General features: G+C 33.1%; 26 protein-coding genes and 1 other annotated feature. Of the genes, 4 read left to right on the forward strand and 22 right to left on the reverse strand.

Going from position 1 to position 25,672, the window contains the following annotated elements:
• Positions 1-41: 41 nt before the first annotated feature.
• The 10 genes from MKY29_RS10195 to MKY29_RS10240 form a co-directional block, all read right to left on the reverse strand.
• Entirely contained in the window at positions 42-1,061 is a 1,020-nt protein-coding gene (locus MKY29_RS10195) for a LacI family DNA-binding transcriptional regulator (RefSeq protein WP_241599183.1), read from the reverse strand.
• Positions 1,062-1,138: 77 nt separating this feature from the next.
• Positions 1,139-1,843 carry a YesL family protein gene (locus tag MKY29_RS10200; RefSeq protein WP_340879703.1) on the reverse strand — a complete coding sequence of 235 codons (705 nt, stop codon included), beginning with the start codon at positions 1,841-1,843 and terminating at the stop codon, positions 1,139-1,141.
• A gap of 26 nt (positions 1,844-1,869) precedes the next feature.
• The gene (locus MKY29_RS10205) at positions 1,870-2,706 is read right to left on the reverse strand and encodes a carbohydrate ABC transporter permease (RefSeq protein WP_340879704.1); all 837 of its coding nucleotides are present in this window, start codon (positions 2,704-2,706) and stop codon (positions 1,870-1,872) included.
• The gene (locus MKY29_RS10210) at positions 2,706-3,581 is read right to left on the reverse strand and encodes a carbohydrate ABC transporter permease (RefSeq protein ID WP_241599179.1); all 876 of its coding nucleotides are present in this window, start codon (positions 3,579-3,581) and stop codon (positions 2,706-2,708) included. The genes MKY29_RS10205 and MKY29_RS10210 overlap by 1 nt, the downstream gene beginning before the upstream one ends.
• Before the next feature lie 112 nt (positions 3,582-3,693).
• Complete coding sequence (locus MKY29_RS10215; RefSeq protein ID WP_241599178.1) at positions 3,694-4,956, reverse strand: sugar ABC transporter substrate-binding protein; 1,263 nt, start codon at positions 4,954-4,956, stop codon at positions 3,694-3,696.
• 61 nt (positions 4,957-5,017) lie between these two features.
• Entirely contained in the window at positions 5,018-7,393 is a 2,376-nt protein-coding gene (locus tag MKY29_RS10220; RefSeq protein WP_340879705.1) for a glycoside hydrolase family 65 protein, read from the reverse strand.
• Positions 7,394-7,687: 294 nt separating this feature from the next.
• Positions 7,688-9,061, reverse strand: coding sequence for an argininosuccinate lyase (argH, locus tag MKY29_RS10225; RefSeq protein WP_340879706.1), 1,374 nt, complete (start codon positions 9,059-9,061; stop codon positions 7,688-7,690).
• A complete protein-coding gene (locus tag MKY29_RS10230) occupies positions 9,058-10,266 on the reverse strand; it encodes an argininosuccinate synthase (protein WP_245402483.1) in 1,209 nt (402 codons plus the stop codon). Before MKY29_RS10230 ends, argH begins: the two co-directional genes overlap by 4 nt.
• 474 nt (positions 10,267-10,740) lie before the next feature.
• A complete protein-coding gene (locus tag MKY29_RS10235; RefSeq protein WP_340879707.1) occupies positions 10,741-11,037 on the reverse strand; it encodes an antibiotic biosynthesis monooxygenase family protein in 297 nt (98 codons plus the stop codon).
• A 35-nt stretch (positions 11,038-11,072) separates the two neighbouring features.
• Complete coding sequence (locus MKY29_RS10240; protein ID WP_340880844.1) at positions 11,073-11,729, reverse strand: HAD family hydrolase; 657 nt, start codon at positions 11,727-11,729, stop codon at positions 11,073-11,075.
• 374 nt (positions 11,730-12,103) lie between these two features.
• Here MKY29_RS10240 and MKY29_RS10245 point away from each other — a divergent pair, with 374 nt between their 5' ends.
• Positions 12,104-12,268, forward strand: a complete 165-nt coding sequence (locus MKY29_RS10245; RefSeq protein ID WP_090569512.1) for an aspartyl-phosphate phosphatase Spo0E family protein — start codon at positions 12,104-12,106, stop codon at positions 12,266-12,268.
• Positions 12,269-12,394: 126 nt separating this feature from the next.
• On the opposite strand, the gene MKY29_RS10250 is transcribed toward MKY29_RS10245, so the two are convergent.
• Both MKY29_RS10250 and MKY29_RS10255 read right to left on the reverse strand, forming a co-directional pair.
• A complete protein-coding gene (locus tag MKY29_RS10250; RefSeq protein WP_241599172.1) occupies positions 12,395-13,147 on the reverse strand; it encodes an SDR family NAD(P)-dependent oxidoreductase in 753 nt (250 codons plus the stop codon).
• A complete protein-coding gene (locus MKY29_RS10255) occupies positions 13,134-14,078 on the reverse strand; it encodes an MBL fold metallo-hydrolase (protein WP_340879708.1) in 945 nt (314 codons plus the stop codon). The genes MKY29_RS10250 and MKY29_RS10255 overlap by 14 nt, the downstream gene beginning before the upstream one ends.
• A 120-nt stretch (positions 14,079-14,198) precedes the next feature.
• Positions 14,199-14,412, forward strand: a binding site (T-box leader).
• A gap of 101 nt (positions 14,413-14,513) precedes the next feature.
• Between MKY29_RS10255 and proC the strand changes: the two genes are divergently transcribed.
• Positions 14,514-15,329, forward strand: coding sequence for a pyrroline-5-carboxylate reductase (gene proC / locus MKY29_RS10260; protein WP_241599168.1), 816 nt, complete (start codon positions 14,514-14,516; stop codon positions 15,327-15,329).
• A gap of 224 nt (positions 15,330-15,553) precedes the next feature.
• On the opposite strand, the gene rnz is transcribed toward proC, so the two are convergent.
• On the reverse strand, positions 15,554-16,495 hold the full coding sequence (gene rnz, locus MKY29_RS10265; RefSeq protein ID WP_340879709.1) for a ribonuclease Z: 942 nt from the start codon (positions 16,493-16,495) through the stop codon (positions 15,554-15,556).
• 121 nt (positions 16,496-16,616) lie between these two features.
• On the opposite strand from rnz, the gene MKY29_RS10270 reads away from it, so the two are divergent.
• A complete protein-coding gene (locus tag MKY29_RS10270) occupies positions 16,617-18,062 on the forward strand; it encodes a UDP-N-acetylmuramoyl-L-alanyl-D-glutamate--2,6-diaminopimelate ligase (protein WP_340879710.1) in 1,446 nt (481 codons plus the stop codon).
• On the opposite strand, the gene MKY29_RS10275 is transcribed toward MKY29_RS10270, so the two are convergent.
• The 9 genes from MKY29_RS10275 to MKY29_RS10315 all read right to left on the reverse strand — a co-directional run bounded on the left by MKY29_RS10275 (position 18,053) and on the right by MKY29_RS10315 (position 23,949).
• Entirely contained in the window at positions 18,053-19,021 is a 969-nt protein-coding gene (locus tag MKY29_RS10275; RefSeq protein ID WP_340880845.1) for a DNA polymerase IV, read from the reverse strand. The two genes, MKY29_RS10270 and MKY29_RS10275, sit on opposite strands and share 10 nt — an antisense overlap.
• Before the next feature lie 701 nt (positions 19,022-19,722).
• A complete protein-coding gene (locus MKY29_RS10280; protein WP_445677873.1) occupies positions 19,723-20,982 on the reverse strand; it encodes a DNA polymerase IV in 1,260 nt (419 codons plus the stop codon).
• 622 nt (positions 20,983-21,604) lie between these two features.
• Positions 21,605-21,880: a hypothetical protein gene (locus MKY29_RS10285; RefSeq protein WP_241599158.1), complete on the reverse strand. Its 276-nt coding sequence runs from the start codon at positions 21,878-21,880 to the stop codon at positions 21,605-21,607.
• A 100-nt stretch (positions 21,881-21,980) separates the two neighbouring features.
• Positions 21,981-22,298, reverse strand: a complete 318-nt coding sequence (locus MKY29_RS10290) for a TOPRIM nucleotidyl transferase/hydrolase domain-containing protein (RefSeq protein WP_241599156.1) — start codon at positions 22,296-22,298, stop codon at positions 21,981-21,983.
• Positions 22,299-22,619, reverse strand: coding sequence for an AAA family ATPase (locus MKY29_RS10295; protein WP_241599153.1), 321 nt, complete (start codon positions 22,617-22,619; stop codon positions 22,299-22,301).
• A 51-nt stretch (positions 22,620-22,670) separates the two neighbouring features.
• Positions 22,671-22,889: a hypothetical protein gene (locus tag MKY29_RS10300; protein ID WP_340879711.1), complete on the reverse strand. Its 219-nt coding sequence runs from the start codon at positions 22,887-22,889 to the stop codon at positions 22,671-22,673.
• On the reverse strand, positions 22,849-22,986 hold the full coding sequence (locus MKY29_RS10305; RefSeq protein ID WP_241599149.1) for a hypothetical protein: 138 nt from the start codon (positions 22,984-22,986) through the stop codon (positions 22,849-22,851). The genes MKY29_RS10300 and MKY29_RS10305 overlap by 41 nt, the downstream gene beginning before the upstream one ends.
• A 137-nt stretch (positions 22,987-23,123) precedes the next feature.
• A complete protein-coding gene (locus tag MKY29_RS10310; protein ID WP_340879712.1) occupies positions 23,124-23,351 on the reverse strand; it encodes an AAA family ATPase in 228 nt (75 codons plus the stop codon).
• 253 nt (positions 23,352-23,604) lie between these two features.
• Complete coding sequence (locus tag MKY29_RS10315; protein WP_241599148.1) at positions 23,605-23,949, reverse strand: helix-turn-helix domain-containing protein; 345 nt, start codon at positions 23,947-23,949, stop codon at positions 23,605-23,607.
• Positions 23,950-24,074: 125 nt separating this feature from the next.
• Here MKY29_RS10315 and MKY29_RS10320 point away from each other — a divergent pair, with 125 nt between their 5' ends.
• Positions 24,075-25,067 carry a DGQHR domain-containing protein gene (locus MKY29_RS10320; protein WP_241599146.1) on the forward strand — a complete coding sequence of 331 codons (993 nt, stop codon included), beginning with the start codon at positions 24,075-24,077 and terminating at the stop codon, positions 25,065-25,067.
• The last annotated feature ends 605 nt before the right edge of the window (positions 25,068-25,672 follow it).

A 25,672-nucleotide genomic window follows, 5' to 3' on the forward strand; every position in this document is an offset into this window, starting at 1 on the left:
TTCCTTTCTTGATAAATAAAGGTAGAGTAGAAAAGTTGTGTTTATGAAAAAATAGTCTTGACACTTCCGCGTTCTACTAATCGATGATCAATATTTACATGCTTCCGTTCCAGTTTATTTTCCATTAAGTCTTGAAGTAATTCGGCAGCCATTTTTCCTATTTCAAAAAAGTCTTGACCGATTGTGGTTAGTTGCGGTTCTGTGTAACTACTAAAAATTAGATCATCAAATCCTGTAATAGATATATCCTCAGGAATTTTCAAACCAACTTCCTTTACTGCCTTCATAACTCCAAATGCCATTAGATCGCTAAAACAAAGAAAAGCCGTAGGACGCTTAGTTTTCAAATATTCTTTTGCTATTACATATGCTTCTTCCTCTGAAAAATCAGCATACAAAATTTCGTTGTCTTGTAACTCTACCTCATTTTCCTTACAAGCTTCTTGAACTCCTTTAATCCGCTCTGAATTTACATAAGTTTTTTTTCTACCTGCCATTACAGCAATATCTCGGTGATTTCTCTCAATTAAATACATTGCAATTTCTTTGCTCGCTTTTACGTTATCTATCGAAACACTACCTACTAACCCATTATTCGTTTCAGGTATAATATCTAGAACAACACAAGGTATATTTGTATCTATCAGCTCCATATAATATGGATCGTCTACACGTATTCCCTGTAAAAGTGCACCCCCAATATTTCGCTCTCGACAGTATTGTGCATAGCTCTTTTGCTTCTGACGCTGTGAATCTATTAGGTAAATGGATAATTCAAATTGACTTGTAGTTACAGCGGTATATACTCCCTTGAATATATTAAATGCATTATTATCTTTTTCACTATTGTTTAGAACTCCTGATGATATCAAACCAATAGTCGTTTGTTTTTTAGATGATAAGTTCTTAGCTACTAAATTAGGGGTATAGCCCATTTGATTGGCGATTTCAAAAATTCTTTGTCTTGTTTTTTCATTTACGTCTGTATAATTATTAAAGGCTTTTGAAACAATACTCACTGATAATCCAGCAGCCTTAGCAACATCTCTTATAGTAGTCATTTTCATGAATCACTTCCCAATTTTAATAAGTAAACCTTCATTAAGTTCTGCCCTATAGGTTCAAAATTCGATAATATTTAATTACTTTTATTGACTAAAGCTTTCTCTTGCATCTTCAATGTAAATCTATAAAATATAGTAAAAGATACAAAGGCACTCAATGATCCTGTAAATAGAGGAAACATAAAAATAAATTTGGTAACGCTTAAGTAAAGCAATAAGAAATTAATCAAAAGGACTAACAAAAATAATGAAGGACTTCCGATCGTTACAAAAAACGTGTTTTTTAATAATTCTCGAATGCTCATTTGAAAATGCACATTCAAGGAAAAAAAGTTAACTGTAGATACAAATAATACAACTCCCAAAATCGAAATTACCATAAGCAATAAATCGTTTTCATTTGCAAAAAAGTAAAAATCCATTATCCAAATAACCCAAATAAAGGTCAACATTAGACCAGCTATAAAACTCTTTTTGTAATTTGATATCATATACGAAAAATACGCTCTCATAAGTGATGGATGCTCTATCTTCAACACCCAATCACGTGCCATTGCAAACAATCCCATCGTACTTGGGACAAATAATATAGGAACTAGAAGTATTAAGGGTAAATAGTAAGCTACAAACTCTATACTGAAACTATTAACGTACAAACTTAATAGAATAATTGCGATAGGAAGATTGATTATCAACCACAAAATATTAACAACAGAAAATCGCATAATCCATTCAGTTGTACTGTACAATGCTCCTGTAAAACCTGAAAACCCTTGCATTTATTAACCTCCCACAGAAATAGACTCTATTTGACAGCCCCTTCCCCAATACCTTTAATAATATGTTTTTGTGCAAGAACATAGAAAATTACAACAGGAATGATTGTCAGCATCAAGCCAGCCATTGCTAAGTTCCACTGAATCGTAAATTCTCCAAAGAAATAAAAAGTAGATAGTGGGATTGTTCGAAGTCCCTTATCAGTAAGTGTTAAAGAAGGTAGTAGATAATCATTCCATATATTAATAACGTTTAAAATCATTACTGTTACTGTGATTGGTTTTAGAATTGGAAAAATAATTCTCCAGAAAACCCCAAACTTCGATGCACCGTCAATTGTAGCTGCTTCCTCTAATGTAATTGGTATAGACTTAACAAATCCATGGTATAGGAAGACGGAAATACTAGAACTAAAACCAATATGCATAAATATTAAACCTTCACGAGTATTAATCATTGGAATATGTAACGTATTAGTTATAGTGCTCATGAATTGCATTAAAGGCATCATTAGTGTTTGGAAGGGAATAAGCATGGTTGCTATGAAAATCATGAAAATAATTTTACTTAACTTATTATCCGTTCTTGCTAGCATCCATGCAGTCATAGAGGATAAGACAACAATAATTAGAACAGAAAGTATCGTTATATATAATGAATTAGCAAGTGCATTCAAAAAGTTCATTTTTTCCATCGCTTCTATATAATATTGGAAGCTGAATTCTTTAGGAAGTGCTATAACATTTTCGTATAATTCCTGTCGATTTTTAAATGAATTGACAATAATTATATAAATCGGTGATAGAAAGAAAAGCGCTGTAATGAGGAGTAAAAGCTCTTTTATAAATTTATAAAACTTATTCATTACAACTCTACCTCCCTCTTTTTCGTAATATAAACTTGTGTCAGAGTGATTGCTGCTACTATTAAGAAGAAAATAATTGCTTTAGCCTGACCATATCCATAATTACCATAGCCGAAGATTTCGTTATAAATGTTCATTGCAAACATTTCAGTGGAATTTGCAGGTCCCCCGCCCGTTAATGAAAGGTTTACATCGTAGATTTTAAATGCTGATGACAGCGTTAAAAATAGACTAATCGTAAAAGCAGGCATTAATAGAGGAAATGTAATATTTTTTAACCTTTGCAACCAACTTGCACCATCAATCATGGATGCCTCCATTACATCATTAGGTATACTTTGTATTCCAGCGATGTAAATAATCATAATATATCCTGCCATTTGCCAAGTAAAAACGAAGACTAAAGCATATAAGGCAAAATCCATATCAATAAGCCAATTAAAAAAGACATTTTCAAGTCCAGTTATTTGACCGATTAATGTAAAAACATCAAGGAAAATAAACTGCCAAATATATCCTAATATTAGACCACCTATTAAATATGGCATAAATACCATAGTACGTGCCGCATTTGATGTTCTAAGTTTTGATGTTACCAATAGTGCAAAAACAAGTCCTACTATATTTACGGAGATAACCGCTAATATGGTGAATAGAGTCGTCTTCCATGTAGACTCAAGAAAACGTGTATCACCAAATAACTTGATAAAATTATCAAAGCCAACAAACACTTTTGGATTGGCTGCTATACCGTCCCACTTAAAAAAGGAATAATATATTCCAATTACGAATGGAATAACTACTACTGTCAAAAAAATAATAAATAACGGCGCCGTAAATAATAAATACCACCCTTTATTATTTTTATTTTGCATGAAAACACTCCTTTCTAATAGTTTATAAATGGATTGATTGAATAGGTAAGTACTGGACACCATTTAAATGCGATGTCCAGACTTTATTAATCTATCTTCCTGACAAATTAAACTATTTTACAGCGTTTTTCCAAGCATCATCTAAACTTTCTATAAATTCTTCACCAGTCATATCCTTAGATAAAAAGAATTCTTCCGCTTTTGGAGCAAAATCATTCGGAACAATATTAGCTGGGTAATAATTTTGTGCCCAAGGAATTGTTTGACCACTATTGGAAGCGTTTAAAACGTCTTGAGATAGTGGATCTAAGTCATTTGCTTCGATAGTTGTAAGCGCAGGAACAAATCCAAATTCCTCTACAATGTATCGATGCCCTGTATCACTTGTAAACATCCAATTTAAAAAGTCTTTTGCTGCTTTCGTTTCTGCTTCATCCTTTTTACCATTGACTGCCCAGTTATTACCTACACCAACTGCTAATTTATCCGTACCATTTAATGGGAATGGAAGCATACCTACCTCAAAATCTACATCAAAATCTGCAAGCATCCCATAAGCCCAGTTACCTTGGTGAATCATGGCTGATTTCCCAGCTGCAAAATCACCCACTTCTTTATCGTATGTCACATCTAAAGGACTTGGTGTGTTTGCTTTTATAGCTTCCATAAATTTTCCGAACTCTTGAAATTCCTTTGTTTCTGCCATTGTTACATCACCACTTGTTAGCTTGTCGATAAATTCATAGTGATCGCTTTGTAAAGAATATGGATAGTTACTAATATGACCAATTAAGAAATAAGCTTCTTTAGAAAGACCAAGTCCCGTAATATCCTCTGCTTTAAACTTTTCTAAAGTGCTAACAAAAGATTCATAATCGGTAACATCTTCGGGTTTCACTAAATCTTTGTTATAAACTAAACCAAACCCTTCTACTCCATATGGGACCCCTACAATTTTATCTTCTACCTTTAATTCCATACCAGGAGCAATGTCCTTTGCATATTCTTCAGAAGATAAATCGGCTACGTAAGATTTCATTTTTTCAGCTTCCGTTACATTTTGAAGACTGAATATGGATGGACCCTGATCACTGTTCAAACGAATTTGAAGTTGTTCAAAATAATCATCACCTGTTGTTCCCCATACTTCAACTTCAACACCAGTTTCAGCTGTATATTCCTTCGCTAGCGCTTCTAATTGATCGGAAATTTCAACTTTACTTTGGAAAATAGTAATTTTTTGATTTGAAGCTTCATCACTATCGCCATTGTTTTCTTTTTTAGTGCCCCCTTCATCACTGCCACTACAAGCAGCTAAAAGCAATAGAAAAGCGATTATAAATAGACTACTAAATGTTCTTTTTTGGAACTTCATTAAAATTCCTCCCCTACGATTTGAATTGCTATAGTGAATAAAATGAAGAATCATTTTATAACTACCCATTTTTATATTCAAAATCTATATTTAGTACATCATCACACTCATAGATTTGATTATTAAGCTCAAATTCTATTTTCCTCTTATTTTCAACCTTAATAGAAAAAGTAGTATGACTAAGTACTAATGTGATTGGCTGACCTTGCCAGTGAATCTTAAATTTCAAATGACGCCACTGCTTTGGCAACTTCGGGTTTATCCTCAGTTTTCCATCTACTACACTAACTCCAGCAAAGCCAAAGACTGTTGCTTTCCATATTCCGCCGATGGATGCAGCATGTATACCCTCATCCGATGTGTCCATTCGGGGACCTAAATCGACTTCGGTAGCTTTCCTAAACAAAGAATAAGCTAAATCTGTGTCCCCAATTTTACTTGCTAGAATGGAGTGTGTTGATAGACTTAACGATGAATCATGTAGCGTTTTTCTTTCGTAATAATAGAAGTTAGCTTCTTTTATTTCATTTGACAGTGGAACGGCTTCACTTATAAAAGTTTGGTTTAACAGATACAACATTAGCAGTATATCTGCTTGCTTCGTAACTTGAATGGCATTAATTTGTTCTGAATTATAATCACGATAAATTGTTCTAAGTTTTTTTTGATTTTTATATTTTGTTAAATCAATTTCTTTTAACGTTAAGTAAGTATCATCCTGTGGAATTACAAAATCCTCTGCGCGTGGTTGCGGCAAATATATTTTTCCTACCTTTGCTTTCCATAAAGAGTAAGATTTTTTCATATCAAACTTTGTTGTCAGTTTATTTAGTATGCTAGGTTTTTCTTTCTTTAGTGTTTCGTAATATTGAATGGCAAGTTTCATATTAAAAAAAACCATATAATTCGTAAAAGCATTGTTGTTTACATGCTCTTTATACTCATCAGGTCCTATAACATTATTAATATGGTATGCCTGCTTGCCTTCATTCCACTCAAGTCGACTTACCCAGAAATTTGCAGTATCAAAAATTATTTCATAGCCATAGTGATTCATAAATTCCTGATCGGCAGTAACATTAAAGTATTGATAAATTGCAAAAGCGATATCTGCTGAAATATGTTGTTCTATAAATCCGGACCAAATTTTCGTTTGTTTCCCTGTAACAATATCAATGTCACCTAGTTTTGGAGTTACTTCTCCGTCAGTCGGCCATGCCGACTCCCAAGGAAACATCGCACCACTAAAACCACTTTCCCTAGCCTTTTTTCTAGCACCTTCTAAGCAGAAGTAACGGTATGTTAAAAGTGATTTTGCTACTGTTGGATTAGAAAAAGTAAAAAATGGTAGGATGAAGATTTCTGTATCCCAAAAGGAGTGTCCTTTGTAACCTTCTCCACTTAATCCTTTTGCTGCAATCCCCATTCGATCATCATGGGCAGGAGCCATAATTGTTAAATGATATAGAGAGAAGCGAAGAGCAAGCAAATCATAAGGATTTTCACTATTGATCTCTAATTCGTATGAATTCCATATCCGATTATTCCATGCTTCTTTATGCAAATGAAAGTTTGAATCATATCCTTTTATTGCACAGTTACGTAAATCACTTAATGATTTTTCTCGGAGATGCCTAGATGTATATTCAGTAAAATCTAAATCCTTATCACGACTCGTATATACTGTCGTCAGCTTTTCTACTTCCACCCTATCATTTGGCTCAAGTTTAATATTATAAGTGAGCCATACTTTTCTTCGAGCCATGTTCATTTCTGGTTCATTTATACTTTCAACATCATTCACTAAGACTTTATGAGTCGAACTGATCACCACATCTATTTTAGATTCACTAGTTGTTTGAACTAGCTGAATATCCTTTTTATCAAATATTCTCCGTTCGCCTTCTAGAAAATGCTGTGCGCCAGAATTACTCATTTGTGCATCTATTCCAGTATCAATAGAAATATGAACGGGATCAGTTAAGCTTTTAACAAACATTTTCATGCCAATTAGATGTAAATTATCTAAAGACACAAATCGTTTAAATTCAAATTGTAAAACTTTTCCTTTTGGAGATGTCCATACAAAGGACCTTATTAACTCTGCCGTTTTTATATTTAATTGTTTTATATAGTCCTTTGTTTTTCCAAATTCCAGGCTGAACCGATCACCGTCAATTCGGATATCTAACCGTGTCACATCCGCTATATTTGGTAATTCTGTGACTTCATTTTCACCTGCTTTATTAAAAGTACCATTAGCAAATAAATTTCTTACTTCTTTCATATAAGGTTCCTCTGCAGCAGAGCGCAAGCCCATGTACCCATTACCAAGGTACATAATTGTTTCACTTTTTCCAAGCGAATCTGGATGGAATAACTCTTCAGAAACTATCCAATTTTCCAGATTCCCTTTACCACGTGAATAACTTATCATGTGACTTAAAACCCCTTTCCTAAAGCCTAAGTAAACCTTACGAAAACGTTTTAGTTTTATAGAAAAAAAATACGTTTTAATGTAGAAGCCATTATGAGCATTCACAAAAAACGTTTAGGTTAATAACTAATATGTAAGCCCTTACATATTTCACTATAAATATATAATTCTAAATTGTCAATAAATTAATAGTGTCTTTAGAATTATAATTATGTCTTTTTTTATAAAATCCAGTGATTCAATTCAAAAACCTGTAGACAGTTTCGTAATCACGAATGTCTACAGGTTCTTTTGTTATGCTAGTCGCCTCTTAGCTTCTGCAATTTGGATTTTCACTTGATCGAAACCAGTACCACCGAGTGAATTTCTTCTTCTAACAGCAGCTAGTGGTGATAATACATCGTATATATCCGATTCAATCAAATCACTTGCCTTACTGAGATCTTCCAGTGGTAAATCGAGTAGGAAATATCCACGTTGGATACACAGGAAAACTAATTTCCCAGTTACCTCATGTGCTTCTCGGAATGGGAGTCCTTTTGCAGCTAAATAATCGGCAAGTTCTGTAGCATTAGAAAAGTCTTTGTGGACAGTGTCGTATAGTCGTTCCGTATGAACAACCATTGTCCGGACCATACCTTCAAATATTTTCAATGAGCCAACGATTGTATGTACAGTATCGAACATGCCCTCTTTGTCTTCTTGCATATCTTTGTTGTAAGCTAGTGGGAGTCCTTTAATGACAGTTAATAATCCCATTAGATTTCCATAAACTCGACCTGTTTTCCCGCGAATTAGCTCCGCCATATCTGGATTTTTCTTTTGAGGCATTATACTAGATCCAGTTGAAAAAGAATCATCTAATTCAATGAAGTTAAATTCAGAGCTAGACCATAAAATAATTTCTTCAGCAAACCGAGATAAATGAGCCATCATCATAGAAGAATTACTTAAAAATTCTATAATAAAATCACGATCACTAACAGCGTCCATACTATTTTCATAGACATTTGCAAAACCAAGATAATTAGCTGCTATCTGACGATCAATCGGAAATGTTGTTCCTGCAAGCGCACCTGCTCCAAGCGGTGAAATATCAATACGCTTCAACGAATCTTTGAAGCGATCTTTGTCGCGTTCTAGCATCCAAAAATAAGCCATTAAATGATGGGCAAATGAAATAGGTTGTGCACGCTGTAAATGCGTATATCCTGGTGCAAGTGTTTCTATATGCATTTCTGCCTGTGCCACAAGTGTTTGTTGAAAAAGCTCGACTATCTCGATTATTTCTCCTACTCTATTTTTTAAAAATAGATGCATATCTGTCGCGACTTGATCGTTACGGCTACGCCCAGTATGTAGCTTTCCACCAACTGGTCCGATTAAATCGATAAGCATTTTTTCCAAATTTAAGTGAATATCCTCATTTGCAACTAAAAAATCTAATTGGTTTTCTAAAGCCAGTTTTTTTAGTTGAACAAGACCACATAAAATTGTTTGCACATCATAAGATGGTAATATATTGCAATCGCCTAGCATTTGTACATGCGCAATACTACCGTCTAAATCTTCTATTACCAATGTTTGGTCGAATCCGATGGATGCTCCAAATTCATCAACCCATTGTTCGGCAGATTTTTGAAATCTGCCGCCCCATAGTTTTGTCATACTTCCACCTTCTCTGCTCCCTTATTCACCATAGCGTGAACTTTAGTCGGAAGACCCCAAAGTTCGATAAATCCTACAGCTGAAGCATGATTAAATTCATCATCCTTTGTATACGTCGCTAACTTCTCATTGTATAGAGAATTAGGTGATTTACGTCCTTCTATAATTGCGTGACCCTTAAATAATTTCACTCGTACTGTTCCATTCACATATTGCTGCGTTTCTTTTAAGAATGCCTCAAGTGCAGTTCTAAGTGGAGAGAACCAAAGTCCTTCATATATAAGTTCTGTTAACTTTTTCTCCATAACTGGTTTAAAATGAGCTAATTCTTTTACTAGTGTTATATCTTCTAATTCCTTATGTGCAAGTAGCAATGTATGAGCACCTGGAATTTCGTATACTTCACGTGATTTAATACCAACTAAACGATTTTCAACATGATCTATACGGCCGACACCATGTTTTCCAGCCAACTCATTTAGTTTTAAAATTAATTCGTGTAATGGATATGCAACTCCATCTATCGAAGTAGGTACTCCTTTTAAAAATTCTATTTCAATTACATCAGCAGTATCAGGTGCATTTTCTAAAGAAACTGTTAAATCATAAGCCTCTTCAGGTGGAGCAGCCCATGGGTCTTCTAAAATACCACATTCATTTGCACGCCCCCATAAGTTTTGATCGATAGAGAATGGGCTGTCTAAGTTAATCGGAATCGGGATATTTTTTTCTTTGGCATATGCAATTTCTTCCTCACGACTCCAACTCCACTCACGAACTGGTGCAATCACTTCTAAATTTGGATTTAATGCTTTAATGGAAACTTCGAAACGAACTTGGTCATTTCCTTTACCTGTGCAACCATGTGCAACTGCTGTTGCTCCAGTTTGTTCTGCAATTTCAACTAACTTTTTAGAAATCAATGGACGAGATAAGGCAGAAACTAATGGATATTTATTTTCATACCAAGTATGTGCTTGAAGTGAGATCAGTGCATATTCATTAGCAAATTCCTCTCTTGCATCAATCATATAACTTTCGATAGCTCCAACTTCTAGTGCTTTATTCTTAACGAATGCAAGATCCTTACCTTCTCCAACGTCTAGACATACCGCTACAACATCATACCCCTCATCTTTTAACCACGTAATTGCAACCGATGTATCTAACCCGCCTGAATATGCTAATACAACTTTTTTGTTCATTATATATCCCTCCAATGAATTTATATACAACTTTTCAGTATTAATATACATAATGTAACATGACTTATGTATAAATACAACTGATTATTAATAATTATTAATAATTATTCATTCCTTCATTAACTGTACTTTGAACGATTGCTATTGGATTACGTTTAAAAAAGTTAGCAGGTGCTTGTGGGTATTAAATTTAATAATGCGATGATGTCATCTATAGAGGAAATAACCCGAGTAAAATTCTATTGTGGACTAGTCACTTAATTGTTTTTCTTAAATATGGTGACTAATCATCTGGAAACAGATAGAGAAGTCATCATGATTAGTTGTAGTTGAGATGGCTTAAAACTTGACCTGTGTCGACATCAGCATGTTTGAAAGATGCTATTAATCTAAATACGGGAACACTATATGAAAGGTACAAAAAAATAGACTTAGTTCACTCTATTAATTAGAGTACTAAGTCTATGTTTTGTTCTAGTATATATGCACTTTCTCAAAGTGTTCGACGACTGGGAAGGGATCGTAGTATGGATGAAGTAGTTTCTTCCATTCCTGATACTCGCTCGATTCTCTAAAACCAACTGTATGATCTTCTAAGGTTTCCCAACTTACTAGCAGTAAATATTTACCTTTTACTTCCATGCAACGTTGTAATTCGTGTGATATATAACCTGGCATAGTTGAAATAATTTTGGATGCTTGACGAAAAGCCTCCTCATAATTTTTATCAGTACCTGGTTTAACTTGTAGCATTACTGCCTCTAATATCATGTTAACACTCCTTTTTGTACTTCCAACTTATAAAATTACCTTTGTTCTATCCTCTTTAATAGCTCACTTAAAGAGATTTCTCCCATAGATTTTATTCGTTCATCAAAGTTCTCAAACTTCAGATGTTTTGTAACATTATTAGGAACTATGACACAGCGAATACCTGCTTGTTTTGCTGCACTCAATCCGTTAAGAGAATCTTCAAAAACAATTGTTTCTTCACGTGACAGTCCTAAGTCTATTAATGTTTTAAGATATAGTTCGGGATCAGGTTTAATATTGCTCACATCATCTTGTGTATTAATGACCTCAAAGTACTCCATTATGTTTAGTTGAGTTAGGTACTTATGTACCCAGCTCTTTGATGAACTAGAAGCTAGTGCTATTTTAAGATTATTTTGTTTAGCTTCATCTAAATAATCTTTAACACCTTCACGGAGTATAGGTGCTTTCATCATAGTTTCGTACCTAATAGCTGCATGCTTTTCTAGCATTTCACAATTGACGGTTTCACCTGCTAGTTCCCGGAAGTAATTGTATAAAACATCATTTCCTGTCCCAATACATTGAGAATATCCTAGTAAATCTATATTTATATGATGACTTTCATAAAAAACTTCTTTGAATGCTTCATACCATGTAGTTTCTGTATCTACAATTAAACCATCAAAATCAAATATAACTCCTTTTATCAATTTCAAAACCCCACTTTCCTACTTTATGTTTTGAAATAGCTTTATGTAGCTATTTTCAAATTTCCAGCTTTTTTGCACAATTTCAATTTTATTAATATTCTTCATCAGCTCTCATTATTCCTTTTTATGTCGAAAGATTATATAAAATATCAGGGATATAAAAACTAAAAAATGTCCAGTAAAATGTTCAATTGTTATAATAATTACGATAGAAATCATCCAAATGTGACATTTTTGTGAAATGTGTATATTTTTCACAATCCGACATTCTTTGCAATATCCTTATTATACAATAATCAAGTTGCTACATAACCTACAAGATATACACTTCATGAGATGAAGCTAATACACACTATGGAGGAAGAAATATTGTGAAAAGTCAATTGCACCAAAAATCGTTATTGCTACGAATCGAGCTAAAAAAACAGGATATGTATAAAAAGGCAAAAAGACTTGGATTTACTCATCCAATTGTCGTTACTTGCAGTCAGGAGCTGGATGAACTACTCAATAGATACCAACGAAAAGTTTCCTAAAAATGGTATATACAGATACCTATCTTAACTTCCAATGGTTCTACCAAAACTTTGAGTAAAAACATCAAAAATTGTTAAAAAAACCGATTTATCCTTTTTAAAAGGATAAGTCGGTTTTTTAATGTGTTATTTTTTTATGAAATACTTTTTCCCAACTGTTTCGACAATTGACGGAGCCATAGCATATAGTTTACTTGTAATACTCATGTAAGAAGGAAGATTAACCTCTCTTACCGGATTTTCAATCACTTTTTCTATAGAGCCTACCACTTTTTCCGGAGTCAATAGATGTTTTTTCATACTGTTTCTATAATTACCCGTTTGATCAGCTAAATCTAGAAAGGGTGTATCAATTGGTCCTGGATTTATAGTTGTAACCTCGATACCAAATTCCTTTAGTTCCATTCGGATAGCATTTGCAAACCCGAGAATGGCATGCTTAGATGCTGCATATGCAGATGCTTTAGGAGTAGCTACTTTACCTGCTTGAGATGCAACAAAAACGAAATGACCAAACCCTCGTGTTTTCATTTTTTCTGCAAAGTACTTTGTAAGCTTCATCGGTGCTAATACGTTTACATTAAACATTTTCTCCATATCTCGTTCATCCATATCCAATAAATAAGAAAAGGTTCCAACACCAGCACAGTGAATTACGGTATCTGGTGTACCCATTTTGTTAAAAAGTGAATCGAAGGATTGTTCGATAGTTAAGTCCGCTTCAATTGTATGTATTCCAATAGCTGATAAATTGTTTAATACATCGTTATTTCTACCAGACGCCCATATTTGATGACCAACATCATGTAGAGTTCTAGCAAGCAATAGTCCAACTCCACTTGTAGCACCCGTTATTAAAATTTTTTTAGTTTTGCTCATATAACAAAATTCCTTTTTCATTTCGTTTTGCAATTATAAGCCCATTATCGATTAAATAATCTATTTGACCAATTGTTTCAGAAAGTGTCAAGCCAAGTTCCTTTTCATAAACTTTTGGAAATAATTGTTTAGTTAATTCAAAAATTGTTTTTTCACCGTCATTCATCATATCTAGTACTTTGAGTGCCCGCTCTTTTTGTTTTTCTAGTCTAAATGTAACTAGTTCCTTTATATTAAATACTTCGTTACCATGACCACTATAAACCTTCTCAATAGGTAGTTGCTGTATTTTTTTCAATGAAGCATTGTACTGTAGCATCGATTTTGGGCGCTCTTCTTGTGGATTTAATGGTGGCTCAATTAATGGGTTAGATGAAATTTTTTCGAGAATAAGGTCCCCACCTATTAGAACTTTGGAACTTTCAGACCAGAATGCCAAATGACTTTGTGCATGTCCTAACGTTTCAAGCACTTGGATATCAGGATGACCTGGTAGAATGTCCCCTTCACATAAATAAGTATCTAGAGAACGACTCCCTAAAAGGCTTAATGGTCTTCTCATCTTCTCCACCCAATTAAAATACTCCTCCGGAACCCCTTCTTCTTTTAGACACTGTAAGTAAAATCGGTCATGATACTGTAGAAAATCTTCATCACGGGTCATCCATACTTGATTGTATTCATGACCAAGAATAGTTGCTTGTTCAAATGCATCTGTCCAACCAGCATGATCGGGATGATGATGAGTTAAAACAACTTGCTCAATATCAGTAAGCTCATAGCCCGCTTCTTTTATACCTTGTGTTAATGCGGATAATGCTTGTTCTGTTTTTGGTCCAGCATCAATTAATGTCAATGCATCGCCTTTAACTATATATGTATTGACATCCCCTACTGCAAAGGGAGTGGGAACTATAATTTTATGTATCATTTGAATTCTCCTTATTAATGAATAGTCATTCATTACATTGTACTCTTATTTCGGGTTACCGTCACGGAAATATGGTTGACTTTTTATGATAAGATGCATATAATTTCATTAATTCAGAATATAAAAGCTACGATGAAGATTAGTACATATACGATGGAGTTAAGAGAGTGAAATGACCTGGTGCAAATTTCACCTCCCGCTCGTTTATAGAACCTACTTCTGAGCAACTATGTAAACATGGTCGTACCTTCTCGATACGAAGGAATAAGTTGTGCTGAAAATTTATCAGCAAATCTAGGTGGTACCGCGGAAAACAAGTGTTTTCGTCCTTATTGTATGGGATGAGAGCGCTTTTTTATTTTGTCCTAGTTTTTATACCGCTCTACTTTCATTAACTTTAATGGAAATCAGGTAAACTAAAGGGAGGAAAATTATATGACGAAAATTGTATTTGTAGGTGCAGGTGCTATGGCAGAGGCTATTATACATGGTTTAACAAAAGAAAAAATAATTTCACCTGAATCTATTTATGTTACGAATAAATCAGATGAAAACCAGCTTAACTATTTAAAAGAAAAATACAATGTGCAAATTGTATGTGATCAGAAAAAAGCTCTAACTGAAGCTAATATTATTTTTCTAGCCATGAAACCAAAAGATGCAAATGAAGCTCTTACAAGTCTGGCAACATATTTAAACAATAATACTACAATAATTTCCGTTATTGCGGGTATAAGTATACAAACCATTACAAATTCTCTAGGTAATAGACCAATTGCACGTGTAATGCCAAATACCTCTGCAGCTGTTGGAATGAGTGCATCTGCTATATGCTGGAATGAACTTATTCCAGAAGCATCCAAACTACCCATCATCAATCTTTTAGAATCAATTGGTTCTGTAAAGGTCGTGGCAGAGGAAGATTTACATGTTGTTACCGCACTTTCAGGAAGCGGTCCAGCTTACTTATACTATTTTGCTGAACAGTTTGAATCCGCAGCTATTGAGCATGGTTTAAACAAGGTAGATGCTCGTCAACTATTTATACAGACGATGGAAGGTGCCGCACAAATGCTGAAGAAAGGTGATGTGGAGCCTGAAGAGCTGCGTAGAAAAGTTACTAGTCCAGGTGGCACAACAGAAGCAGGTTTGGAACAACTAATGGAGCATAAAGTGAATGAAGCTATTTTTGCTTGTATTAATGCTGCACAAAACAGATCACGTGAACTCGGGAAACTATTTGAAACTTGAAAAAAATAATTATAAAGGATTATAAAATAAAATGGAAAATTCATATTTTGTTGGTTGGGGTACACTAGCTTTTATAAATGCTGGAATTGCTCAAGGTAAATCGAAGCGGTCTTAATTGGTTCCTACTATCATTATTATTAGGGCCTATCGCTACCGTAAGTTTAGTTATATTAGAGAAAAAAAGAGATTCTGAGTGAAGTAATCCTCGCTCGGAATCTCTTTTTTCATTTTAGGGGAATTAATGTACCATTAATCCAACTATATTCTGTAAAATCTTCGGCAATATAAATGGGAAATCTATATTCTTCAACTTGGCTAAGCATCTTGTTTAAATCAGATGGCATGAACCGTGCACTAATATGATTAACGATTAAATGCTTAGCATTCGCTTTTTCACAAACCTCCGCTGCATCCACTATAGTAGAGTGCCCATAAAGTCGAGCAAGCTCAGCAGTTTCAATGTCGAATGTTCCTTCGTGGACGACGATATCTGCATTTTCACTTAACCATATAGAGTTGTCACAGTATTTTGTGTCCCCTAATATCGTTACTTTAAATCCCTCTTTTGGAGCACCAGTTACTTCCTCACTCTTCACAACTTTTCCATCTGGAAGTAACACATCATGCCCTTCTTTCAATTGTTTTAGTAAAGGTCCCCTTGGAACTCCTAAAGCATCTGTTTTTTCAATATAGAGTTCAGGTGCAAGGGCTTTTTGTTTGACAGTATATCCGAAGCAGGGCACTACATGCTCTAATAGTTTAGCCTCTACAATAAATTCTTCATCTTCAAAAATAACGCCTTCTTCAATCTCTATAATTGTTAATGGATATTTCACATGAGTTCTGGAAATAGAAAGGGTTACTTCTATCCAATTTTTCAACCCTGTTGGTCCATAGATTGTAAGAGGTTCTAGACCACCTAAAAAAGAACGGGATCCTAGCAAACCAGGTAGCCCATATATATGATCCCCATGTAAATGTGTGATAAAAAGCTTTTCCAGTTTACGAGGTTTTAGAGTCGTATGTAAAATTTGATGCTGAGTGGCTTCCCCACAATCAAACATCCAAAAAGAACCTCGCTCCTCTAATAGTTTCAATACTGTAGATGTAGTATTACGCTGTTTCGATGGCATTCCTGCACCAGTACCTAAAAATAATAATTGCATATTTACTCACTTCCTTTGTTCAATAGGACATATTGTAATTATAAGTCTACCCCTAAATTCCATGTATGTAAAAAACAAAACTGCTAACAATAATTAAACAATCAAAAGGAGTTCATAACTTATGAAATTAGAGACATTGATAAAGCCTTTAGGCATTAACATAAGTAAAGAAGACGAATCCATTGAAATAGATGGTCTTGCTTTTAACTCTGCAAAAGTAGAGAACAATTACATATTTGTTGCCATTTCAGGAACTCACAAAGACGGACACGAGTTTATAGAGGATGCAATCTCAAATGGAGCTTGCGTTGTCGTTGGTGAAGAAAATCTCTCATCTATTGGTGTGCCTTATATTCAAGTAAATAATTCAAGAAAAGCATTAGGCTTATTAGCGAATATATTTTACGAAAACCCTACTCAACACAAGATAATGATTGGAATTACCGGTACAAACGGAAAAACAACTACCTCTTATATGTTAAAGCATATTTTAGAATCCGCAGGTATTTCGTGTTCTTTATTTGGGAGTATTTGCACTATTATCAATGGTGTTGAAAACATATCTACACATACAACTCTTGATGCTTTAACATTAAATCAGCTTATGGTTACTAGTATTGATCGTGCTATCATAATGGAAGTGTCTTCCCATGGTTTAGCTCAGGCTCGCGTGGAGGGTCTACGATTTGATTATTGTATTTTTACTAATTTAGAGCATGAGCATCTAGATTACCACGAAAATATGGAATCCTACTATTTGGCTAAGCAATCATTATTCAACTATTTAAAACCGAGTGGAATTGCCGTGATCAAATCTGACTCAATATGGGGAGAACGGCTTTGTGAGTATGTCTCTTCAATGAATAGAGAAGTTATTAAAGTAAATGGGACAGATCCTACACATATAATAAGTAATGAATCGTTAGTGTTGAATAAACGACATCCGCTGAGCTATTCGATTAATAATCGTATGAAAGGTAAACACAATTTAGAAAATGCTGCACTTGCTTTTTCGACAGCAGTCTCTTTAAATATCGAACCATTAGATATTGAGAATTCATTGCAACATTTTAGCGGAGTTCCAGGTAGATTCGAAATGTTTCAGCATCCAAATGGAGCAAACTTCATTGTGGATTATGCTCACACTGGAAATGCTTTTTCTCACATTTTAGAAACCGCTAACTTATATAATCCCGAAAGAATAGTGCATGTTTTTGGTTTTAGGGGAAATAGAGACGTCCAAAAAAGAAGTAATATGATACAGATTTCTTTAAATAATTGTCACACATGTATATTAACTTTTGATGACTTAAATGGTGTACCAACTCAACAAATGATAGAAGAACTCACTTCATTGGATCCGATGAATAAATGTGTGATTATTCCGGATCGAACTTTAGCTATTCAGTACGCATGGGATCTTGCTCAGTATAATGACTTAATCGTTATTACTGGTAAAGGAATTGAAAATTATCAACAAAAATTTGCATTACCTACTTTATCTGATTTACATACATTAAATTATTTGAACGATTCGTTTGTACATCAGAACCAATACTATTTATGATGGTCATGGTCATCTAAAAAGTCTTTACTAAAACTTGTTTTTGATTCCAATGAAGGTTTCTTTTTTAATTTCATACCACGTTTAATACTATTTTCTCCGAATTTACCTTGCAATTGTTCCACAAGCTTTAATATTGGCTCTTCTTTAGCATGTTCTTCAAAATTAAAAATAGATAGTTGTTCGACTGATTCTCCTTTGTCATAGACATTGTTCACTGTTACACCTAGTAACCGAACTGGATCCCCATTCCAAGAAGCTTGAAATAGATCTAATGCTAATTGATTTATTTCTTGTTCTTTATAGAGACGGTTAGTTACAGTTTTACTTCTTGTTTTGTTTTTCCAATTAGCGTCACGTATATGTATCGTAATGGACCGTCCAGCTAGATTTTTGGCATCAAGTCTAGCAGCTACTTTTTTCGATAAACGAATAAATACTTTTTCAAGGTCCTCTATATTCGTTTCATCAAATGGCAATGTAGTTGAATTCCCAACACTTTTCGTGTCATATATAGATTCAGGATCTACCTCCCTATTATCAATCCCATTCGCCCGATTTTGAAGTCGGACTCCATTTTTCCCAAGTTTTTCTTTTAGTAAATTAGGACTTGCATTTGCTAAATCTCCTATAGAAATAATACCAATCGTTTCTAATTTTTTTGCAGTACTCTCCCCAATTCCATGCATATCTATTACTGGGAGTGGCCATAAGATTTCATTTACTTGTCTTTTCCGCAAAACAGTTATACCCATAGGCTTTTTTATATTGGATGCCGTTTTCGCAAGAAACTTGTTAGGAGCAATACCAATGGAACAAGGCAAATCTAGCTCTCGTATAATGCGATCCTGAATTGATCTTGCAAAGCTCACTGCATCGTTGTTCATATCAACTTCCGTAACATCCATATACCCCTCATCAATCGAAACAGGCTCTACAAGATGTATATAGGACCTTAAAATTTCGAATAGCGGTGTATCATAAAATTATCTGTGTACATATTAATGCACTTATTCTTAAAAACCTACAAACATAGGCAAATCTCAACAATTAAATATGTACAATTAAATGTACATATTTCAAAGTATTATCGTTAAAAGAAAATAGTATAAAATTCTGAATTAAAAGTGATGATAACGAACGTAAGTAAGCTTCGACTAAGATTTGCGTGTAAATTCTTAAGTTTCAAAACATTTGCATAAATACAAGTTTTAAAATTTTCAATGGAATTGAAAACTTAAGGGTAGCCACTAACCATCTCATAAAGTTTAGTTTCAGGATACATTCTTTTTTATTAATTATATTTAGAACTTCAATCTTATTGCCCTCATACATTTCATTTAATTTCAATATCTCAGTATTTCTTTTTAAAACTTTTCAATCAGGGTTTATCGTAATTTCTAAATTCTCAACTTTATATTTTGTAGCATCATATGAAGGAAATGAAAATATATAATCGTTTTCCTAAAAATTACAAGAAGAGCAAACAGGCACCAATTATGCAATTGTGCCTGTTTCCTTGAATTACTCGAATTCTTTTATTTCTCAATTTAATTACCATTACAAAAAGGTCAAATAGATATAATTAATTCTGTTGATATTGGTAATATTTAAAGTAATTTAAAATGTTATCATAACCTCTTTCTGGAAATTATTGATAATTTTATTCTCTGTGGTCATCCAAAAAATCCTTACTCAAGCTAGAGTTAGCTTGATATTTTGAGGATTTTCCTATATCGATTCCTTTTTGGATGACCCCTTTACCAAACTTCTTTTCAATATTATCTATGAGTTGAATGATTGGTTCTTCCTTAACAAATTCCTCGAAGTTAAACATTGTCAATTGTTTTGTTGTTTCATTTTTATTAATAACATTTGAAACAGTTACACCTAGTAAACGTACAGGTGACTCATCCCAATACTTTTGGAATAGCGACCAAGCAATATCTAAAATCTCTTCTTTTGACTGAACGGAATTTGATACAGTCTTACTACGCGTTTGATTGTTCCAATCTGCATCACGTATATATATGATTACTGTCTTGCCTGCGAGACGCTTTGCAAGTAATCGATCTGCTACTTTCTTTGACAGTTTCTCTATAGTTTGACGAAGTTTATATAAATCAGTTATGTCCTTTGGTAGTGTCATTGAATTGCCTACACTTTTTGTATCGTATATAGAATTTGGATCAACTTCACGGTTGTCTTCGCCATTTGCATGTTGACGTAATCTCTCCCCGTTCTTACCCAACATAGAGCGAATCTTATGTTCGTCAGTATTTGCTAAATCACCAATTGTTTTAATATTTACTACATTTAATTTTTCAGCTGTACGTGAACCAATACCATGCATTTCAATAACATCAAGTTGCCATAATACATTTGGCACATCGCGCTTTCTAAGGATAGTAATTCCCATCGGCTTCTTCATATCAGATGCCGTTTTTGCCAAGAATTTATTTGGTGCCACACCGATGGAACATGGTAATGAAAGCTCATTCCAAATACGCGCTTGTATTTCATGGGCAATAGTTAATGCATGTCTATTTTCACTTAGTTTTGTGATCTCTAGAAAGCCTTCGTCTATTGATACAGGTTCTAGTAATGATGTGAACTCTCTTAGTAAATTAAAGAACCGTTTCGATGAATCACGATAACGATCAAAATTTGGAGGTAGGATGACGAGTTCTGGACACCTTCTTTTTGCCTCCACTACATTCATAGTTGTTTTAACACCTAATGCTCTCGCTTCATATGAACACGTTATTATGATGCCTCTACGTTCAGATGGATTCCCTGCAATAGCTATTGGCTTTCCTTTAAGTTCAGGGTTGTATACTTGTTCTACTGAAGCATAGAAACTATTTAAATCGATATGCAAAATTATTCGTCCAGTTTTTTTCATTTTCTCACCATTTTTCATCTTGTAAATCGTAAAAATCAAATTAATGTATTTTATTTCTCTATACTCTATAACAAATCTTAACTATAATTCGGTTTGCTAAATAATATAAAAATCTAAATTAAAGACAATAATAAAAAATATAAAACATATCTGTCTACCCACATGAGTTCACCCTATTATACCTTATTTTACTATTACTTTATCTTCTTTGATAATTATCAAATCACTCATTTCTTACTCTTTCCCATTCCAAGTCATTCTTTCGTTTTAATCGACTCTTCTTTGTACGCCCAATCTACTTTAGAAAAAAAGTGATAATTTTTATTAGCGTTATCAAACTTAATTCACTGTTAAGTGTCTTTTAAGAGACAATTTCACAATGAATTAAAAGTGAAAACAACTCCTAATTTTATGGAGTTGTTTTTTTTATATAACCACACTTTAACTAAATCTCTTCTTATTCATCTAAATTGCTAACCGTTAGTTTAAATATTTTCTTACAATATTTAAAGTGATCTCAACATAAATATTCAATAAAATTCCTCTTAAAGTTTCTTTGGAGTTGAGATGCTTTTAATCGAACTTTATTACAAATTATCAATCTTTATTATAAATAACTAGCACCATTATCTTGGAGTAGTTAAAGTGTACGCCATATTGTCTTATTGATTAACTGTAATAATATATTTTTCTCAGGTTCTGGTAACCATTCTTCTTTAGCATTATTGAGTACATCCCAGTTATAATAACCAAGAAGAATTTCATTGTCATGGTTAAGTTCATTTTCCACTGGAATATTATACGCAAAACTTACTATAACTAGTAATCCACAAGGTAAATCTTTTATCTCTTTTCCCGAAGTATACTCATATGCAGCAAATGATTTTGAACTTCCTTTCTCATAATCCTCTGGCATTTCAGCTTTAAAAGTATGTCGAAAAATGCTTTTTTATTATTTCGATGCTTACATAAATTCTCAATTTTATGGTTAAGAGTTAAAACACTTTTAAGTGCAGTTATAGTTCTTTTTTCATTTTTTTTGTTGTACTCTGTAATATCTTAATCGTGAATACAGGTAACTTAACACCAAAATTATTTAGAACGTTTAACACAACATACACCTTTCTTTTTCCTGCGCAATTTACAACGGATGTTCTTTGATATATATCATTTTCTAATTCTTCCCTCTCTATTAGCTTTTCGCCAATTAATTTTAAAGCAATAAACTCTGTATCTCCCTCAACTAATATCACATTTTCAGCAAAAAATATCTCGTTTACATATGGATTAAATTTTAGTAAAGCTTGAAATTTATTTTTTTCGTGTTTTGGCAATCAAAAAATGTCTGAGGCCACTTGATGTGTGATGACATTTTTCTTATCATCTAAAGAGAGTTTAGCCAGGGTTCTATTAGAACGTGACAAATCGATAAAATTAGGTGAATGCGAAGTGCCTAAAACTTGAAAAAAACCTTCATCTGCCAAACTATATAGTGTATCCTTAAAAACTATCGCAAGATGAGGATGTAGATAAAGTTCAGGCTCTTCTATAGCTATTATCAATGGTCTGCCTACCCTTTTCTTCTGATTGATATTTTTTGTTAAACATTTTAAACCCTTTGAGTATAGAGAGGATAAAAGTTCTTTGAACTCCATATCCCTGATGATCTAACAAAGTTTCAAGACCATTATAATCAAAATTCGGCTTTAAAGAAGTCCAACAATTTCATCTAATGGATTTATATCAACATTAATTCTTATTTTAGTTTCAGTTACCTCTTTTAAAAATACTTTAACTTCATTTTCGAAGTATTTTATTTGATCATTATCGTGTCCATTTATTTTATCTTGTAATAGTAAGGTTTTAGCCTGTGCTTCTTTATATTCATCGTAGACTATATGGAGATGAATCCTTAATATCATCACTTGCATTTTTTACAGCTGGAATATAAATAATTTCTGGAAATACATTCAAAAAATGACTACCACTTTTACCGCCACCCATCCAATGTTCTTCTCCCATGTCATGATCCTAATTACCACTTAATTTAGATGCTCTTTCAACGTCATTTTCAAAGTTATAAACTAATCTAACAATAAACTGACCTCTTGGTCCATGTATTGATTTCTTTAGTCCATGCATTTCAATTTCTTCTGGGGTTAAATTATCAAATGTAGCATGAAAACTAATAGGTTCATTAGTAAAATGTCTATGATAAAGATCTTTTTTTTAGTTTTATTTTCATTCATAGAAAACTGAACTAATGCTTGAAGTACTGTGCTTTTGTTACAATTATTAGGACCAATTATAAGTGAAATGTTTTCAATGTTTAAGCTAATTTTCTTGATTCCTTTATAATTTCTAATAGTAAGTTTCTTCAATTTCAAATTTATTCCTCCTCCATTTTTTATACATACTTTTTACAATATTTTCTATTTTTAAATTATAACCTTCATTTATCCTATATCTTTACAAAAATATCTGACGTGTCTGAGAGATAATATAATTTTTATGCAGAAATATGGAGATTGAAATGAAATAAAAAATGATACCTAACTAAGCAGGTATCAATTAAATAAATATATAAATTCAAGCATTTGAATTCGCAGATGCTATATTCTAATTGCTTTATAAATACTATTATCCTAATGTATCGAAGATTTCTTTTGCTAAATTATAGATTAATTTGGTTTCTTTTATATCTTTGTCAGCTAATAAATTGCTAATTAAATCAAGAATTTCTTTTTTTCCGAAATGTTCATCAGGAGTAATATCATTAAAACTAAATACCGTTTTTACATCCACCTCTAGACCACTTATTATCTTATCCAAGGTTTCTAATGTTATATTTCTTTCCCCCCTTTCAACTCCTGCTAAAAATGAAGTTTGAAGGCCAGACTTCTCAGATAATTCTTCTTGCGTTAATTGCTTCTTTTTTCTAACTTCGCGAATGTTCATCCCTACTAATTTTACTATGTTCCCCATATTCCTCACCTCTTCCTAAGATTAGGTGAGGAAATTAACACTAAACAGATACACATGATATAATTTCCATTGATTTATGCACTTATAAGTACTATTATTTAAAAATGTGAGAGGAGTGAAATAATATGAGTAACTATTTATCAACAAAAATTATAATAGAAAATGTTACACAATTTAAGATGCGAGGTCGAGTAGCTTATCAAGGATTTGTTTCATCACAAGTTGCTATCAATTTCTCTTTCTCAAAACCATTCAATGATCCATCAGGAAAGGGCTATCAAAGACCTATAAACAAACGACGTAGTATGGATTTTGCAAATTATTTATCACAGGGTGAAGATGCGTTATATACACCAATCTTGTTAAATGCAACTGGACACTGGGTTTTTCATGCATATAGTAAAGATCGTCCTTTATTTGGGAGATTAATTGCTAGTAGTAAAGCCTCTTTGATGGATGGCCAACATAGATTATCAGGAATTAAAGAGTATGTAAAAACTACAAATGCAACGTTAAACGTTCCTTTTCTAGCATTCCACTATTTAGAAGAGGATGAAGAGATTAAACTTTTTAATGTAATAAATACAAAAGCGAAGGGGATTGGAACATCTTTAAGCAAATATTTAAATAGAGATAATGATGATATCAGTTGGGTAGCTACAAACTTAATACTTCGTCCTGATAGTCCTTTTTTTAGTAAAGGGACACTTATTGGTAAAAGAACAAAGGACAAACATATTACTCTACAAAATCTTTATAATTTAGTAACCTTACTTATTAAAAAGTCAAAACTTGAAAATTTAACTAAAGAAAAAGTTTTGAGCATTGCTATGTTTTATTTTAATAAAATTAAAGAATTATTTCCTGAACAATGGGAGGATTTCAAGACTTATAGATTGACACATATTGTGTCGTTAAATGCCTTAGCTATAGCAGGAAATGAGATTTTAAATAGTAACTTTTTGAGTAAAAGTCAGCAAATAAATTCTACAAGGCTATTACCCTTATTAGAGAATTTGAGACAAATTGATTGGTCAACTAACGGGGACTTAAAATACCTTAAAGGAGTAAGTGGTTCAAAACTTCTAGCACAGGATATTTTAAATTGTTTAATCTAACAACTATATTTAAATCTATTTTATATCTAACTTTGTTCAACTTGTAGACAAAAGGAGTCTGGAATGAAATATTCCAAACTCCTTTTTCTTATTCATCTTTTAATATGTAAGCGATTGTAATTCTTCATATTAAAGTAACCTCCCTCTATAAACATTGAGATACCAGCGGTTTTCATTACCTCGTGATTTAAGAAAAATATTCTAAACAATTTATTGGATTTAAGAATAAATTTACAAGTAATAGACAATTAATAGTGTATATTGGGGGGGAAGTTTATTATGATAATAAAAAAACATGATGATAAGAACATTTATTGCTACTGCTGTCGCAAAAGATCTTTATTTATTCGTTGAGATCTGCACAATAAAATGTGGAGTAGAGAGTCATAGTAGTGAATGGCATTAACATTTGTTATGTCTTCTTTCCGTTAACGACGTTTCTTCTTATGCTAGTTCTGCTACACCATCTTGAGGTCCCTCATGGAATTCACCATTTCCTCCATCAAGTATGCCCTATCGGTTATCTGTGTTCAGTATAGTTTACTGAATGCCCAGAACGTTGTTCTCTCTTAATTGTTCAGCTATCCATCACTAGCTAGGTTATC

This window comes from Psychrobacillus sp. FSL K6-2365, assembly GCF_038003165.1.
GTDB classification, from domain to species: Bacteria; Bacillota; Bacilli; order Bacillales_A; family Planococcaceae; genus Psychrobacillus; species Psychrobacillus psychrodurans.